The sequence below is a fragment of the Pantoea sp. UBA5923 genome (assembly GCF_002431095.1).
GTDB lineage: Bacteria > Pseudomonadota > Gammaproteobacteria > Enterobacterales > Enterobacteriaceae > Pantoea > Pantoea piersonii.
In genome coordinates this window covers 56,115-70,343 of record NZ_DJDN01000067.1, presented here as the reverse complement: position 1 = coordinate 70,343, position 14,229 = coordinate 56,115, and the positions used below count along the sequence as shown (strand labels likewise).

13 protein-coding genes are annotated in these 14,229 nt (G+C 56.0%); 5 read left to right on the top strand and 8 right to left on the bottom strand.

Features of this window, described 5'->3' with window-relative positions; translation table 11 throughout:
* From B3797_RS15980 to lrhA, 4 genes are all read right to left on the bottom strand, one after another.
* On the bottom strand, window positions 1–873 hold an 873-nt coding region (locus B3797_RS15980; protein ID WP_311791576.1), incomplete at its 3' end, for an NADH-quinone oxidoreductase subunit C.
* A 117-nt stretch (window positions 874–990) separates the two neighbouring features.
* Window positions 991–1,668, bottom strand: a complete 678-nt coding sequence (locus tag B3797_RS15975) for a NuoB/complex I 20 kDa subunit family protein (RefSeq protein WP_033750488.1) — start codon at window positions 1,666–1,668, stop codon at window positions 991–993.
* Between the two features lie 15 nt (window positions 1,669–1,683).
* Window positions 1,684–2,121: an NADH-quinone oxidoreductase subunit A gene (locus tag B3797_RS15970; RefSeq protein WP_311782664.1), complete on the bottom strand. Its 438-nt coding sequence runs from the start codon at window positions 2,119–2,121 to the stop codon at window positions 1,684–1,686.
* Window positions 2,122–2,783: 662 nt separating this feature from the next.
* The gene (lrhA, locus tag B3797_RS15965) at window positions 2,784–3,707 is read right to left on the bottom strand and encodes a transcriptional regulator LrhA (protein ID WP_033791641.1); all 924 of its coding nucleotides are present in this window, start codon (window positions 3,705–3,707) and stop codon (window positions 2,784–2,786) included.
* 960 nt (window positions 3,708–4,667) lie between these two features.
* Between lrhA and B3797_RS15960 the strand changes: the two genes are divergently transcribed.
* Both B3797_RS15960 and yfbR read left to right on the top strand, forming a co-directional pair.
* The gene (locus B3797_RS15960) at window positions 4,668–5,885 is read left to right on the top strand and encodes a pyridoxal phosphate-dependent aminotransferase (protein ID WP_120453076.1); all 1,218 of its coding nucleotides are present in this window, start codon (window positions 4,668–4,670) and stop codon (window positions 5,883–5,885) included.
* A gap of 68 nt (window positions 5,886–5,953) precedes the next feature.
* Window positions 5,954–6,553 (top strand): 5'-deoxynucleotidase, encoded by a 600-nt coding sequence (gene yfbR, locus B3797_RS15955; RefSeq protein WP_311782665.1) that lies wholly within the window; start codon window positions 5,954–5,956, stop codon window positions 6,551–6,553.
* Between the two features lie 28 nt (window positions 6,554–6,581).
* On the opposite strand, the gene B3797_RS15950 is transcribed toward yfbR, so the two are convergent.
* From B3797_RS15950 to yfbV, 3 genes are all read right to left on the bottom strand, one after another.
* Window positions 6,582–7,241 (bottom strand): sugar phosphatase, encoded by a 660-nt coding sequence (locus B3797_RS15950; RefSeq protein ID WP_311791575.1) that lies wholly within the window; start codon window positions 7,239–7,241, stop codon window positions 6,582–6,584.
* A 12-nt stretch (window positions 7,242–7,253) separates the two neighbouring features.
* Entirely contained in the window at window positions 7,254–7,748 is a 495-nt protein-coding gene (locus tag B3797_RS15945; protein ID WP_311791574.1) for a YfbU family protein, read from the bottom strand.
* A 145-nt stretch (window positions 7,749–7,893) separates the two neighbouring features.
* The gene (gene yfbV, locus B3797_RS15940) at window positions 7,894–8,346 is read right to left on the bottom strand and encodes a terminus macrodomain insulation protein YfbV (RefSeq protein WP_120453069.1); all 453 of its coding nucleotides are present in this window, start codon (window positions 8,344–8,346) and stop codon (window positions 7,894–7,896) included.
* A 340-nt stretch (window positions 8,347–8,686) separates the two neighbouring features.
* On the opposite strand from yfbV, the gene ackA reads away from it, so the two are divergent.
* The 3 genes from ackA (at window position 8,687) to gabT (ending at window position 13,516) form a co-directional block, all read left to right on the top strand.
* The gene (gene ackA / locus B3797_RS15935; RefSeq protein WP_311782668.1) at window positions 8,687–9,889 is read left to right on the top strand and encodes an acetate kinase; all 1,203 of its coding nucleotides are present in this window, start codon (window positions 8,687–8,689) and stop codon (window positions 9,887–9,889) included.
* 66 nt (window positions 9,890–9,955) lie between these two features.
* The gene (pta, locus tag B3797_RS15930; protein WP_311782669.1) at window positions 9,956–12,100 is read left to right on the top strand and encodes a phosphate acetyltransferase; all 2,145 of its coding nucleotides are present in this window, start codon (window positions 9,956–9,958) and stop codon (window positions 12,098–12,100) included.
* 153 nt (window positions 12,101–12,253) lie between these two features.
* A complete protein-coding gene (gabT, locus tag B3797_RS15925; protein ID WP_311791573.1) occupies window positions 12,254–13,516 on the top strand; it encodes a 4-aminobutyrate--2-oxoglutarate transaminase in 1,263 nt (420 codons plus the stop codon).
* A 104-nt stretch (window positions 13,517–13,620) separates the two neighbouring features.
* On the opposite strand, the gene yfcD is transcribed toward gabT, so the two are convergent.
* Window positions 13,621–14,139, bottom strand: coding sequence for an NUDIX hydrolase YfcD (gene yfcD / locus B3797_RS15920; RefSeq protein ID WP_311791572.1), 519 nt, complete (start codon window positions 14,137–14,139; stop codon window positions 13,621–13,623).
* Window positions 14,140–14,229: the final 90 nt, after the last annotated feature.

The window sequence follows — 14,229 nt, the reverse complement described above, 5'->3', positions numbered from 1 at the left end:
TTCCACCGCCAGCACGTAAGGCATTTCGTTTACGCAGCCGCCGAGGTACTCCACGCGATCGGTATAGGGGATATAGCTGTGCCATGACTGGCGCTCGCCCATCTTCTCCGCGCCGCGGTGGTGATAGCCGATATCCGGCACGCAGTCGACGATCTCTTCGCCGTCCAGCTGCAGAATAATACGGAAAGCACCGTGTGCCGACGGGTGGTTCGGACCCAGGTTGAGGAACATAAAGTCCTCACTGTTGGTGCTGCGCTTCATGCCCCAGTCTTCTGGCTTGAAGGTCAGCGCCTCCATCTCCAGATCTTCTTTCTGTTTGGTAAGCGTGAAGGGGTCGAACTCTGTGGCGCGCGCCGGATAATCTTTACGCAGCGGGTGCCCTTCCCAGGTCTGCGGCATCATGATGCGCGTCAGGTGCGGGTGGCCATCAAAGGTCACGCCGAACATCTCCCAGGTTTCGCGCTCGTACCAGTTGGCGTTCGGGAAGATTTTGGTCAGCGTCGGCAGGTGCAGATCGTTCTCCGACAGCGCCACCTTGAGCATGATGTCGCGGTTACGTTCGATCGACAGAAAATGGTAGAAAACGGAAAAATCCGCGGCGGGCAGACCGGCGCGGTGGGTACGCAAACGCTCATCCATGCCATGCAGGTCATAGAGCATGACGTAAGGTTTTGGCAGTTTACGCAGGAAAGCTACGATCTCCAGCAGCTGCTCGCGCTTTACCCAGACCACGGGAAGGCCCGTACGGGTAGGCTGAACGGTAAAGGCATCCGGCCCAAAACGGTTACGCAGCTCGCCGATCACCGGGTCATCCAGGTGATCCCGGGTTTGCCATGCAGGCTGAGCGAGATCGTGCGTGGTTAAATCTGTCATACGTTACTCACCATTCCGGCCTGTCGCCAGGCACTCAAAAGAAGGCGTCAGGATGGGGCCGCGCATTAAGTTGTGGTGTTTTGCCGCGGCCGTGGAATCCATCCATGTACGGTGTTCTTACACTTCGTCAGGCGTGCGAAGATTCGTGACGGCGATGCGCTCGCCGCGTTTTCTTTCACGTTCCGACTGCATATTGGCGCGATAAACGCCCTGATCGCCAACGACCCACGACAGCGGACGGCGCTCTTTACCGATCGACTCGCGCAGCAGCAGCAGCGCCTGCATATAGGCTTCAGGACGCGGCGGGCAGCCGGGAATATAGACATCCACCGGCAGGAACTTGTCCACGCCCTGCACCACGGAGTAGATGTCGTACATGCCGCCTGAGTTAGCGCAGGCGCCCATGGAGATCACCCACTTCGGCTCCAGCATCTGGTCGTACAAACGCTGAATCACCGGCGCCATTTTGGTAAAGGGCGTACCGGCGATTACCATAAAATCCGCCTGACGCGGCGAGGCGCGCATAACTTCCGCGCCAAAACGCGCCACGTCATGCACGGCGGTAAAGGAGGTGGTCATCTCTACATAGCAGCAGGACAGACCAAAGTTATAGGGCCACAGGGAGTTTTTACGGCCCCAGTTCACCATGTCATGCAGGGCATGCTCGAGCTTGCCCATGTAGACGCTGCGATGAACGTGCTGCTCAAGGGGATCGGCTACGATCTCCTGTTTTTGCAGAGGGTAACGGTCGTTCTCACCACCGTTGGGGTCTATGCGGGTGAGCGTATAGTCCATCAGATTGCCTCGCTTTTACTGCTTATGAGGGTTGGTGTGACCGATCGGGCTGGATTTGACCACCACGCGACGGCGTGCAGGCGCCCAGTCCAGCGCGCCGATACGCACCAGATAGACCAGCCCCGCCAGGAGCACCAAAATGAAAATTGCGGCTTCGACAAAGCCGACCCAGCCGCTTTCACGGATAGAGGTCGACCATGCGTATAGAAAGAGCGCTTCAACGTCGAAGATGACGAAGAACATGGCGACGAGGTAGAACTTCGCCGACAGGCGGATATGGGTGTCGCCAACGGATTCGATACCAGATTCGAACGGCGTCTCTTTATGGCGAGCCTTAGCACGGCCACCTAAGAGCCATCCTCCGGCAAGCATAAAGGCGCAAAGGCCGAACGCGATAATGACAAATATGATAAACGCCCAGTGGTGAGCGACGACTTCGGTGGCTGTTGACATACTCTTTGCTTACTCATCAAAAGTGGCGATGGCATCCTGCGCAGGTCACTTGCAGCAAACGCACCACATCGATTTAAGGGAAGGAAAAAAACCTTATAAATTATGCTGTCATTATCAATTAGGCAGCAATTTTATGGGGTCTTTTACTCCTTTCTATAACCTTTTGTCAACTTTGACAAAAGTATCCAAACATTATTTTACACGCGCATCAAAATTTTAACATATGATGCGCGCGATGCCAGCTAAATCGCTTCAGTCTGTATGGGCTTTTAGAATATAGCTGGAATGCAAATGCATGGATCGTGCATTTATCCGACGTATTCTGGCAGGCTTTAACGAATTTTCCTTCCCCTTATCAGGGTTATTTTTTTGATCCAGGACACAAAACCTGCCTTTTTGTCCCTTTTTTCAGCAAATGTTACACAGATACGGAACAACCCTTTCAAATTTTTAGTGCGGAAATTCCATTCCTTACTTGACTGAAACGCGGTTTTGTTTTTGGAGGGATAAGAGAGAGGCTAGCAGGTAAAGTGGAAGTAAGCGTTCGTTTTAAACGAATAAAAAAAGCCCTTCGGATGCGTAAGCGTAACGAAGGGCTTTTTTATTACAGTTTGACGAACTGGCAACGTGATCAACAAGAAACCGACAATGTTATCTGCCGGTTACTCTTCATCATCGAGCAACAGCGTCCCGTCCGGGTTAGCACTCAGATTATAGGGATCGTTGGTGGACTGCATGGCGTTAAAAATCGCCAGCGCCAGCTCGTTATCGCTGTCAGGATTGCGGCACAGCAGATATTGCGTATCCGGCAGCACAGGCAGGCCTTCCGCCGCGCCCATTACGCGCAGTTCAGGACTCATCATCTCTACCGGACGCGCAGTAACGCCCAGCCCCGCTTTCACCGCGGCGCGTACCGCAGCAAGCGTAGAGGCGACGTAAGAGATACGCCACGGAATGCCCGCCTCGTTGAGGTGATCGATCGCCATATCGCGGTACGGGCTGGGCTCATCCAGCAGCACCAGAGGAATCGCTTCGCCGCGCTGAAAAATATAGTCTGCCGCGCAGTACCACAGCGTCGGCGACGTACGCAGCACCTGATGGGTAAAGCTGCCGGGGCTGGAGGTCGTTACAACCAGATCGACTTCGCCCTGGTTCAGCATCTCCATCATAAAGGGGTTACGCTTAACACGAACGTCGATTGCCAGCTTCGGATAGACCGAGGTCACGCGGTTCAGCAGAAACGGCAGGATGGTGTCAGAGGTATCATCTGAAGCGCCGATGGTCAGTACGCCCTGGATGTTGCTGTACATCAGCGATGTGCAGGCCTCGTCGTTAAAGCGCAGAATTTTCCTGGCGTAGCCTAAAAGCTGAATACCGTGCTCAGTTAATAATTTATTACGTCCATGTCTGGCAAACAGCTCTTTACCTACCAGTTGTTCCAGACGTTGCATCTGCTGGCTGACGGCAGACTGGGTTCGGCACACAGCGGCAGCGGCGGCCGCAAAAGTGTTCAGGTCCGCAACGGCAACAAACGTTCTCAGCAGATCGAGGTCGAGATTCAGTATCGGACGATTTGCATTAGTCATGTTTTCTTCACTTATAAGATTTTTAAAAAACTACTACCCTGGTGTTATTACGCTACTTATCAAAGAGATAAGCGGTAATGATGCTCATTGCCGGCCCTGTGTTAGACCGCCAAAGAAATTCGTGTCAGACGTATACCGACAAACGCGCATCCCGAATAGCGGGAAAGCAGCGTTAAGTAGACAGAAACAACTTCTGGACCGACAGCGCGGGAGCGCAAATGCAGGAAGCTGCGTTGGTGTCTAGGGTTCCGTACCTTCAGAGGACGGAAAAAAGCCAGCTACCGGATTATGAATTGCGTAGCGGCTAAATGCGACAAATAATAAATTATACTTAATCATTTTTACGTTCAAAATGGAAATGATTTTGTGAAAAGCATCGTAATTTTTGACCAGATCGCATTTCAAGTCCATCCTGGCATATCGCTGCGCAATTTTTAACCTCCCTGTTTCTGAAAAGCGAGATAAAGTGCGAAGATAGGCCTTAAATACCTTTTATTGGGTAAGCACTGGACCTTTCGCACAGGGAACTTTTCCGGCTATTTACAGCTATGAACGTGCCCCGGCAGGCCTGTTCGCTTCCGGGTTGGCTTATCCGTCGATCAGGCCGGACGTTTTTTTAAGCATTTATGTAAAATAGCTTAACTATTTCCTTGTTCATCTACCTGCGTTTCGGGTGCGAATCCAGCTTAAAACTTCTTGATCGCTTGTTAGCGCAGCGGACAGCGGGGTTTACAGCTAAAAGCGCGTCTCGTAGAGAAAAATATCGGCTGGAAACTTAAAATCAGTTTTTGTAACCAGCTAATTGCAAAGAAATTATGCATTCCGCTATAGCTGCCGTAAAAAGATGGCAAAGACGCCAAAACCTGCCGCTGCCCTTCTTTTGTCGCCAGGAGGAGAGTACATTGTGCTGGTTTGATTTCTGCGGCAGCAAAAGGATTCTGCCCACAAAGGCGATTAAAAATGACTTTTCAAATTGATAAATCCGGCAAGCTGGAAAACGTCTGTTACGACATTCGCGGGCCGGTACTTAAAGAGGCTAAACGTCTCGAAGAAGAAGGCAACAAAGTCCTCAAGCTTAATATCGGCAACCCCGCCCCTTTCGGCTTCGAAGCGCCGGACGAAATTCTGGTCGATGTGATCCGCAACCTGCCGAGCGCTCAGGGCTACTGCGACTCAAAAGGCCTCTATTCCGCGCGTAAAGCCATTATGCAGCACTACCAGGCGCGCGATATGCGCGACGTCACGGTTGAAGATATCTATATCGGTAACGGCGTTTCAGAACTGATCGTGCAGGCGATGCAGGCACTGCTGAACAGCGGCGACGAGATGCTGGTGCCCGCGCCCGACTATCCGCTCTGGACGGCGGCGGTGTCGCTCTCCAGCGGCAAGGCGGTGCACTATCTGTGCGACGAATCTTCAGACTGGTTCCCGGATCTCGACGATATTCGCAGTAAGATCACGCCACGCACGCGCGGCATCGTCATCATTAACCCGAATAACCCCACCGGCGCGGTTTACAGTAAAGAGCTGCTGCTGGAGATCGTGGAGATCGCGCGTCAGCATAATCTGATCATTTTCGCCGACGAGATTTACGACAAGATCCTGTATGACGAAGCGCAGCACCACTCGATCGCCGCGCTGGCGCCCGATCTGCTGACCATCACCTTTAACGGCCTCTCGAAAACTTACCGCGTGGCGGGTTTCCGTCAGGGCTGGATGGTGCTTAACGGGCCGAAGAAGCACGCCAAAGGCTATATTGAAGGACTGGAGATGCTGGCGTCCATGCGTCTGTGCGCCAACGTGCCGGCGCAGCATGCGATCCAGACTGCGCTGGGCGGCTATCAGAGCATCAGCGAATTTATCGCGCCCGGCGGTCGCCTCTATGAGCAGCGCCAGCGCGCCTGGGAGCTGATCAACGATATTCCCGGCGTCAGCTGCGTGAAGCCGAACGGCGCGCTCTATATGTTCCCGCGTATCGACGCGAAAAAATTCAACATCCACGACGACCAGAAAATGGTGCTGGACTTCCTGCTGCAGGAAAAAGTGCTGCTGGTTCAGGGCTCCGCCTTTAACTGGCCGTGGCCGGATCACGTACGCATCGTCACGCTGCCGCGCGTCGACGATCTGGAGATGGCGATCGGTAAATTTGACCGTTTCCTGCAAGGGTATCGCCAGTAAAACCTGCCGCGTATACTGACAGCATTTGGGGAAGCGCGACGCTTCCCCCGTTGCTGACAGGATAACGCATGACCCGAAGCCACTTTTTCGCCCATCTTTCCCGCCTTAAACTGATCAACCGCTGGCCGCTGATGCGCAACGTGCGCACTGAAAACGTCTCTGAGCACAGTCTGCAGGTCGCGATGGTGGCGCATGCGCTCGCCGTGATTAAAAACAAAAAGTTTAACGGTAACCTTAATGCCGATCGCATTGCGATGCTGGCGCTTTACCATGACGCCAGCGAGGTGCTGACGGGCGATCTGCCGACGCCGGTTAAGTATTACAACGCGCAAATCGCCCATGAGTACAAAAAGATAGAGAAGATCGCCCAGCAGAAGCTGATCGAGATGCTTCCCGAAGAGCTGCAGGAGGTTTACCGTCCGCTGCTTGATGAACATCAGCACAGCGAAGCAGAACAGTCGGTGGTCAAACAGGCGGACGCGCTCTGCGCCTATCTGAAGTGCCTGGAGGAGCTATCCGCAGGCAATAATGAGTTCCTGCTAGCCAAGGCGCGTCTTGAGAAAACCCTGCAGCAGCGCCGTTCGCCGGAAATGGACTATTTCGTCGAGGTGTTTATTCCCAGCTTCAGCCTGTCGCTGGACGAGATCTCGCAGGATTCGCCGCTGTAGCGCGGCGGCTTGACGCCGCCGTCTGGCTTTAGCTTTTCAGGCGCAGGGAAAAGCCGCCCTGGTCGTGCGGTGTAACCTGCAGTGACGCCAGCGAGTTAAGCTGCATCAGAGTTTCCGTCAGGTGCGGCGTATCGGCGGGTGCATTGACCGCGATAACCGCGCAGCGGGCGTTCAGGCCAGAGAGGATCCCGGCTGGCGCGTCCTCCACCACCACGCACTTCTCCGCCGCCAGCCCCAGCTTTTGCGCCCCTAGCAGATAGGGATCCGGCGCTGGCTTGCCCTTCTCGACCTGTTCGGCGGTAATAAAGATCGACGGCATCGGCAGACCCGCGGCTTGATGGCGCGCCTGCGCCACCGGCTTTGTGCCGGACGTTACGATAGCCCAGGGGATTTGCAGCGCATCTAAATGTGTCAGCAGCGCGTGCGCCCCCGGCAGCGCGTGCACGCCGTCGGTGTCCTGCGCTTCAGCTTGCTCCAGCGCGCGAAACTCCGCCTGAATGACCGCCTCCGGCTGACCCGCCATAAAATGGCGCAGCGAGGCGATCGCCTGCTTGCCGTGAATAAAATTCAGAATTTCATCGGCTGCGATGCCGTGTCGCGCTCCCCAGTTGCTCCAAGCCCGCTCTACGGCAGGCAGAGAGTCCACCAGCGTGCCATCCAGATCAAACAAAAAACCGCAATAGGTCACAGGCTACTCCCGTCAGGCGTTAATAATCTGCGCGATTTCAGTCGCGCTCAGGTGATACTGACGCGGACAAGTGTGCCATACCGCTCGCATACGTTGATACTTTTCCCACATCGGCGTCTGCGCATTAAAGCCGTGGGTGCCGGAATCGAAGTGGGTATAACGCCCTTCGGTATTCACCATAAAGCGTACGTAGCCGAGAAAGCGCGCTTCGGTGGCGGCATCAAAGCCGAGGAAAGCGAGCCGACGCTCATCCAGCGAGGCTTTATCGCCAAGATTGGCAAAGGAGACATGCAGCGCATGGTGCATCTCCATAATGTCGATAATGGTACGACAGGTTTCTTCCGTCAGTTCACCGAACTCTTTATCCAGCTCGCGCATCTGCAGCCCGTAGCCGCGCTCGATTATGGTCTGATAACGACGATAGCGCTCGGCGTTATCCGGCTCCAGCATCGCCATAATCTTGTACTGGTTAGAGAGAATCAGACGCTGTGCGTGGGTCATTTCCATCGAAGGCTCCTGGGCCGAATGGCCGCTCAAGAATTAGACGGGAAATGATGGCATAAGGCGGGTGATGCGGGTACGCCCGCATCACTTTTCTTTGATTTGACCCCGGCTGAGCGGCAAATTCTCTCAGCGGGAAAACGGCTGTCGATCAAAGATCGTCAAGGAAGGTGCGATCCAGCTGCTTAAATGCCCGCTTGAGCAGATCGGCAAGCGCCTGATAGGTCGGCTTACCCTCGACCGGCGCAATTGCCTGTCCAGCTTCTTCCAGCCGGGCGCGCACCTCATGGAACCAGTGCAGCAGCGTAGGCGGCAGCGGCGTCACCGAGCGCTTGCCGAGCCACCACAGACCCTGCATCGGCAAGCTACAGGCAAAGAGCGCGGTAGCCACAGCCGGCCCCAGCTGTCCGCCCAGCGCGATTTGCCAGCTCAGCGTAAAAACAGCCAGCGGCGGCATAAAGCGGATCGCAAAACGGGTCACGCTCGATACGCGGTTTTCAGGAAAGACAGGCGCGAGGCGTTTGTCATTCGGCCAGGTCTTCATATAGTGCTGGCCGTTTTGAAAAATACGGAACCAGCCAGTAGTGCCAGAATCATTCGCCATGGCGGACCTCAACTAAAACAGCAAAAAATAAAATTATTTTATAACTACACAACTTTACGTGACATCCTTCAAAAATTTTTGTCTTTAAAGGGGACTCTCGCTATTCTGACCCAGCCTCAATAACGTACTGGAAGCGGGTAAGAAGGTAAACGACAAACGTAACGGCCAGCTTTCGCTAAGCATTTCTCAAAAATTTGCGTAAAATTAACGAAATTTTTTTGCGGAGAAGCAACATTTTGACTACCGCAACGGGGTTATCATTAATCTCCCCCGCTTTCATGGGCTACGCTGATAGTCTGATTGCCTTATTTTTAGCCACTTTTAACAAATAGGTACTTCCATGTCGAGTAAGTTAGTACTGGTTCTGAACTGCGGCAGCTCTTCACTGAAGTTCGCCATCCTGAATGCCGCCAGCGGAGAGGAATACCTGTCCGGTCTGGCTGAATGCTTCCACCTTCCGGAAGCGCGCATTAAATGGAAACTGGACGGAGAAAAACACGAAGCCCCTCTTGGTGCCGGCGCCGCTCACAGCGAAGCCCTGAATTTCATCGTTAAAACTATTCTGGCACAAAAACCAGAGCTTTCGGCACAAATTGCTGCAATTGGTCATCGCATCGTTCACGGCGGTGAGCAACTGACTGAATCCGTTGTTATCACCGATGCTGTGGTGCAGGGGATTAAAGACAACGCCTCTTTCGCGCCGTTGCACAATCCGGCGCACCTGATCGGCATTGAAGAAGCGATGAAAAACTTTCCGCATCTTTCCGATAAAAATGTGGCGGTTTTCGATACGGCGTTCCATCAGACTATGCCGGAAGAGTCTTATCTCTATGCCCTGCCCTACCATCTTTATAAAGAGCATGGCGTTCGCCGCTACGGCGCACACGGCACCAGCCACTACTATGTGACGCACGAAGCGGCCAAAATTCTGAACAAGCCGGTCGACGAGCTGAACATCATTACCTGTCACCTTGGCAACGGCGCGTCAGTCGCGGCGGTGCGCAACGGTAAGTGCGTCGATACCTCAATGGGTCTGACGCCGCTCGAAGGTCTGGTCATGGGCACCCGCAGCGGCGACATCGACCCGGCTATCGTCTTCTATCTGCACGACACGCTGGGCATGAGCGTCGACGCCATCAATAAGCTGCTGACTAAAGAGTCTGGCCTGCTGGGTCTGACCGGCGTCACCAGCGACTGTCGCTACGTTGAAGACAACTACGAAACCAAAGAGGACGCGAAGCGCGCCATGGATGTATTCTGCCATCGTCTGGCAAAATATATCGGCAGCTACAGCGCCATGATGGAAGGCCGACTGGATGCGGTGATCTTTACCGGCGGCATCGGCGAAAACGCGGCGATGGTGCGTGAGCTGTCGCTGAAAAAGCTCGGCCTGCTCGGCTTCGAGGTTGACCACGAGCGCAACCTGGCGGCGCGCTTCGGCAAATCCGGCTTTATCAATAAAGAGGGCACTCGCCCGGCTATTGTGATTCCGACTAACGAAGAGCTGGTGATCGCCCAGGATGCGGCGCGTCTTACCGCCTGATTTTTCCTTCACCGTCAGCTTCGGCTGACGGCGTTGTTTTGACACTACCTAAAGCGAGGTTCAAACGTGTCACGTACAATTATGCTTATTCCTACCGGCACCAGCGTCGGCCTGACCAGCGTCAGCCTCGGCGTGATTCGTGCCATGGAGCGTAAAGGCGTTCGACTCAGCGTCTTTAAACCTATCGCGCAACCGCGCGCTGGCGGCGATAAGCCGGACCAGACTACGATGATCATCCGTAAGAACTCGTCGATTCCCGCTGCCGACCCGCTCAAAATGTCGCGCGTGGAGTCGCTGCTGGGTGCTAACCAGCAGGACGTGCTGATGGAAGAGATCATCGCTCGCTACCATGAAAACACCAAAGATGCGGAGGTGGTGCTGGTAGAAGGTCTGGTACCGACGCGTAAGCATCAGTTCGCCAACGCGCTCAACTATGAGATCGCCAAGACGCTTAACGCCGAAATCGTATTCGTTATGGCGCTTGGCAACGACTCCCCTGCCCAGCTTAAAGAGCGTATCGAACTGACGCAGAGCAGCTTCGGCGGCAGCAAAAACAAAAACATTACCGGCGTCATCATCAACAAGCTGAACGCGCCGGTAGATGAACAGGGACGCACACGCCCCGATCTGTCGGAAATCTTCGACGACTCCACCAAAGCCAGCGTCGCTAATATCGATCCGAAACAGCTGTTCGCCGACAGCCCGCTGCCGGTGCTGGGCTGCGTGCCCTGGAGCTTCGATCTGATCGCCACGCGCGCCATTGATATGTGCCGCCACCTGAATGCCGAAGTGATCAACGAAGGCGAGATCGCTACTCGTCGCGTCAAGTCGGTGACCTTCTGTGCGCGCAGCCTGCCGCATATGCTGGAGCATTTCCGTCCAGGCTCGCTGCTGGTAACCTCAGCAGACCGTCCCGACGTGCTGGTGGCCGCCTGTCTCTCCGCGATGAACGGCGTGGAAATCGGGGCCATTCTGCTGACCGGCGGCTATGAAATTGACAACCGCATCGCGAAGCTGTGCGAGCGCGCCTTCCAGACCGGCCTGCCGGTATTTATGGTGAAAACCAACACCTGGCAAACCTCGCTCAGCCTGCAGAGCTTCAACCTTGAAGTGCCCAGCGACGATACCCAGCGCATTGAAAAAGTGCAGGAGTATGTCGCCAGCTATATTAACGCCGACTGGATCGAGTCGCTGACCGCTACCTCCGAGCGCAGCCGTCGCCTGTCGCCACCGGCCTTCCGCTATCAGCTGACCGAGCTGGCGCGTAAAGCGGGCAAACGCATCGTGCTGCCGGAAGGCGATGAGCCGCGTACCGTTAAAGCCGCCGCAATCTGCGCCGAGCGCGGCATCGCTACCTGCGTGCTGCTGGGCAATCCAGATGAGATCCAGCGCGTTGCCGCCGCACAGGGCGTCGAGCTGGGCAAAGGCATCGAGATCGTGGATCCAGAAGTGGTTCGCAACAACTATGTGCCTCGTCTGGTGGAGCTGCGTAAAAACAAAGGCATGACCGAAGTGGTGGCGCAGGAGCAGCTGGAAGACAACGTGGTGCTCGGCACCATGATGCTGGAGAGCGGCGAAGTCGATGGCCTGGTGTCAGGCGCAGTGCACACCACCGCCAATACCATTCGTCCGCCGCTGCAGCTGATCAAGACCGCGCCGAACAGCTCGCTGGTCTCCTCAGTGTTCTTTATGCTGCTGCCGGAGCAGGTGCTGGTTTACGGCGACTGCGCCATCAACCCGGACCCGACGGCGGAGCAGCTGGCGGAAATCGCCATTCAGTCTGCGGATTCCGCGCATGCCTTCGGCATCGAACCGCGCGTGGCGATGATCTCCTACTCGACCGGTACCTCCGGCGCAGGCAGCGACGTGGAAAAAGTTCGCGAAGCTACGCGCATCGCGCAGGAGAAGCGCCCGGATCTGGTGATCGACGGGCCGCTGCAGTATGACGCGGCGATTATGGAAGATGTGGCCAAATCCAAGGCGCCGAACTCTGCGGTCGCAGGTCGCGCTACGGTCTTTATCTTCCCGGATCTCAACACCGGCAACACCACCTACAAAGCGGTGCAGCGTTCGGCGGATCTGATCTCTATCGGTCCGATGCTGCAGGGTATGCGCAAGCCGGTTAACGACCTGTCGCGCGGCGCGCTGGTCGACGATATCGTCTACACCATCGCCCTGACCGCGATTCAGTCGCAGCAGGCGGAAGGCTAAGGTCTCTCCACACAGGGAGTAATCTTTACCTTTGAGTCCTCTAAAGAGCATGCGCGAGCGTGCTCTTTTTTTATCCCCTTCTCAACTGGCGAAACTCGCCCGCCACGCTAACACTGAAAAGATTCCGTATCAGCGCACCAGCGAGGTTCCGCCATGATCGACAGCGAGTTGCATACCCGTCGCCTGAACGCAACGCCGCGCGGCGTGGGCGTCATGTGCGATTTCTTTGTGGTGAAGGCTGAAAACGCCACGCTCTGGGACAACCACGGACGGGAATATACCGACTTCAGCGCGGGTATCGCCGTCCTTAATACTGGCCACCGCCATCCTGACGTTATCGAGGCGGTCAAGGCGCAGCTCGACTGCTTCACCCATACCGCTTTTCAGATCGTCCCTTATGAAAACTACCTGACGCTGGCGGAGCGGCTAAATCAGCGCGTACCCGTTAACGGTCCGGCCAAAACCGCCTTCTTCTCTACCGGCGCTGAAGCGGTAGAAAACGCGGTAAAAATCGCCCGCGCCGCCACCGGACGTCCCGGCATTATCGCCTTTACCGGAGCTTTTCACGGGCGCACCCTGATGACGCTGTCGCTCACCGGCAAAGTCACGCCCTATAAAGAGGGATTCGGCCCGTTCGCCAGCCCGGTCTACCATGCCCGCTATCCAGACGCGCTGCATGGCGTCAGCGTCGACGATGCGCTGGCGAGCCTGGACGCGCTGTTGCGCAGCGACATTAGCCCACAGCAGGTCGCCGCCATTATCTATGAGCCCATTCAGGGCGAAGGCGGATTCTACGTCGCGCCGCCTGCATTTGTTCAGGCGCTGCGCCAGCTCTGCGACCGACACGGCATTCTGCTTATCGCCGACGAAATCCAGAGCGGTTTCGCGCGCAGCGGCAGGCTGTTCGCCAGCGACTACGTGCCAGAGGCGAAGCCAGATATCGTCACGATGGCGAAAAGCCTGGCGGGCGGCATGGTGCTGTCAGCGGTATCGGGACGCGCAGAGGTAATGGACGCGCCGCAGCCAGGCGGACTGGGCGGTACCTACGCAGGCAGCCCGACCGCAATCGCCGCCGCGCTGGCGGTACTGGATATAATCGACAGAGAACAGCTGTGCGATCGCGCGCTGCGCCTGGGCGACCGGCTGCGCGAAACCCTGCTCGGCGCGGGCTGCCGCGCACTGGCGGAGGTACGTGGACGCGGCTCAATGCTTGCGGCGGAGTTTCATAATGAAGCGGGCAAACCCTGCGCCGCTACGGCGAGCGCCATCCAGCAAAGAGCGCTTGAGCAAGGGCTGCTGCTGCTTACCTGCGGCGTGCATGGCAACGTCATCCGCTTTCTCTATCCGCTGACGATACCCGACGCGCAGTTCAGCGCCGCGCTAAGCCTGCTGGCGACTATTCTGGCAGACTATTAAAAAAGTTTGCGCGGCTTAAAACCGATGCGCGCCCGTTACCCGCGTCTGGAAAGTTGCGCAAAAACAAAAAACGCCCAACAGGGCGTTTTTTTAACAGGTCTAACTTACGCGTCGCCGTTACGTGTCAGCCAGAGCGACAGCGCCTTAAGAGAGTCATCGGTAAACTCATCGCAGCGCGCGGTAATCTCGTCCGCGGTCATCCAGAACACCTCATCCACCTCCTCTTCCTGCATGGCGAACGGGCCGTGGTAAACGCAGCTGAACAGACCGCCCCAGACGCGGACATGCTCATCTTCGAAGTAGAACTTGCCGTGCTCGGCGAAAGGCACATCTGCAATGCCCAGCTCCTCCTCGGCCTCGCGGCGCGCCGATTCCAGCAGATCTTCGCCGCTCTGCACCACGCCGCCTGCGGTGGCGTCCAGCATGCCGGGCATGAAGTCTTTAGTCTCGGTGCGGCGCTGCACCAGAATCTTGCCTGCGCCGTCATGCACCACGATATAAGTGGCGCGATGGCGCATACGCTGCGCGCGCATCTGCGCGCGTGTCGCCTGCGCAATCACTTCATTCTCTTCATTGACGATATCGACCCACTCGATGTCGTCGCCCGCGGTTTGATCCACCATCCGGTAACCCTTTTCTGTTCTGGCGTGCCGTGCGACACGCACCTGATTGCCACGTCGTTGTTATAGTGTGCTGTAAGGTAATCACTTCCG

Coding starts and splice junctions, on each gene's coding strand:
- ackA (WP_311782668.1), top strand. CDS start 8,687: ATGTCGAGTAAGTTAGTACTGGTTCTGAACTGCGGCAGCTCTTCACTG.
- B3797_RS15970 (WP_311782664.1), bottom strand. CDS start 2,121: ATGTCAACAGCCACCGAAGTCGTCGCTCACCACTGGGCGTTTATCATA.
- yfbR (WP_311782665.1), top strand. CDS start 5,954: ATGACCCGAAGCCACTTTTTCGCCCATCTTTCCCGCCTTAAACTGATC.
- B3797_RS15960 (WP_120453076.1), top strand. CDS start 4,668: ATGACTTTTCAAATTGATAAATCCGGCAAGCTGGAAAACGTCTGTTAC.
- lrhA (WP_033791641.1), bottom strand. CDS start 3,707: ATGACTAATGCAAATCGTCCGATACTGAATCTCGACCTCGATCTGCTG.
- yfcD (WP_311791572.1), bottom strand. CDS start 14,139: ATGGTGGATCAAACCGCGGGCGACGACATCGAGTGGGTCGATATCGTC.
- B3797_RS15975 (WP_033750488.1), bottom strand. CDS start 1,668: ATGGACTATACGCTCACCCGCATAGACCCCAACGGTGGTGAGAACGAC.
- B3797_RS15945 (WP_311791574.1), bottom strand. CDS start 7,748: ATGGAAATGACCCACGCACAGCGTCTGATTCTCTCTAACCAGTACAAG.
- yfbV (WP_120453069.1), bottom strand. CDS start 8,346: ATGGCGAATGATTCTGGCACTACTGGCTGGTTCCGTATTTTTCAAAAC.
- gabT (WP_311791573.1), top strand. CDS start 12,254: ATGATCGACAGCGAGTTGCATACCCGTCGCCTGAACGCAACGCCGCGC.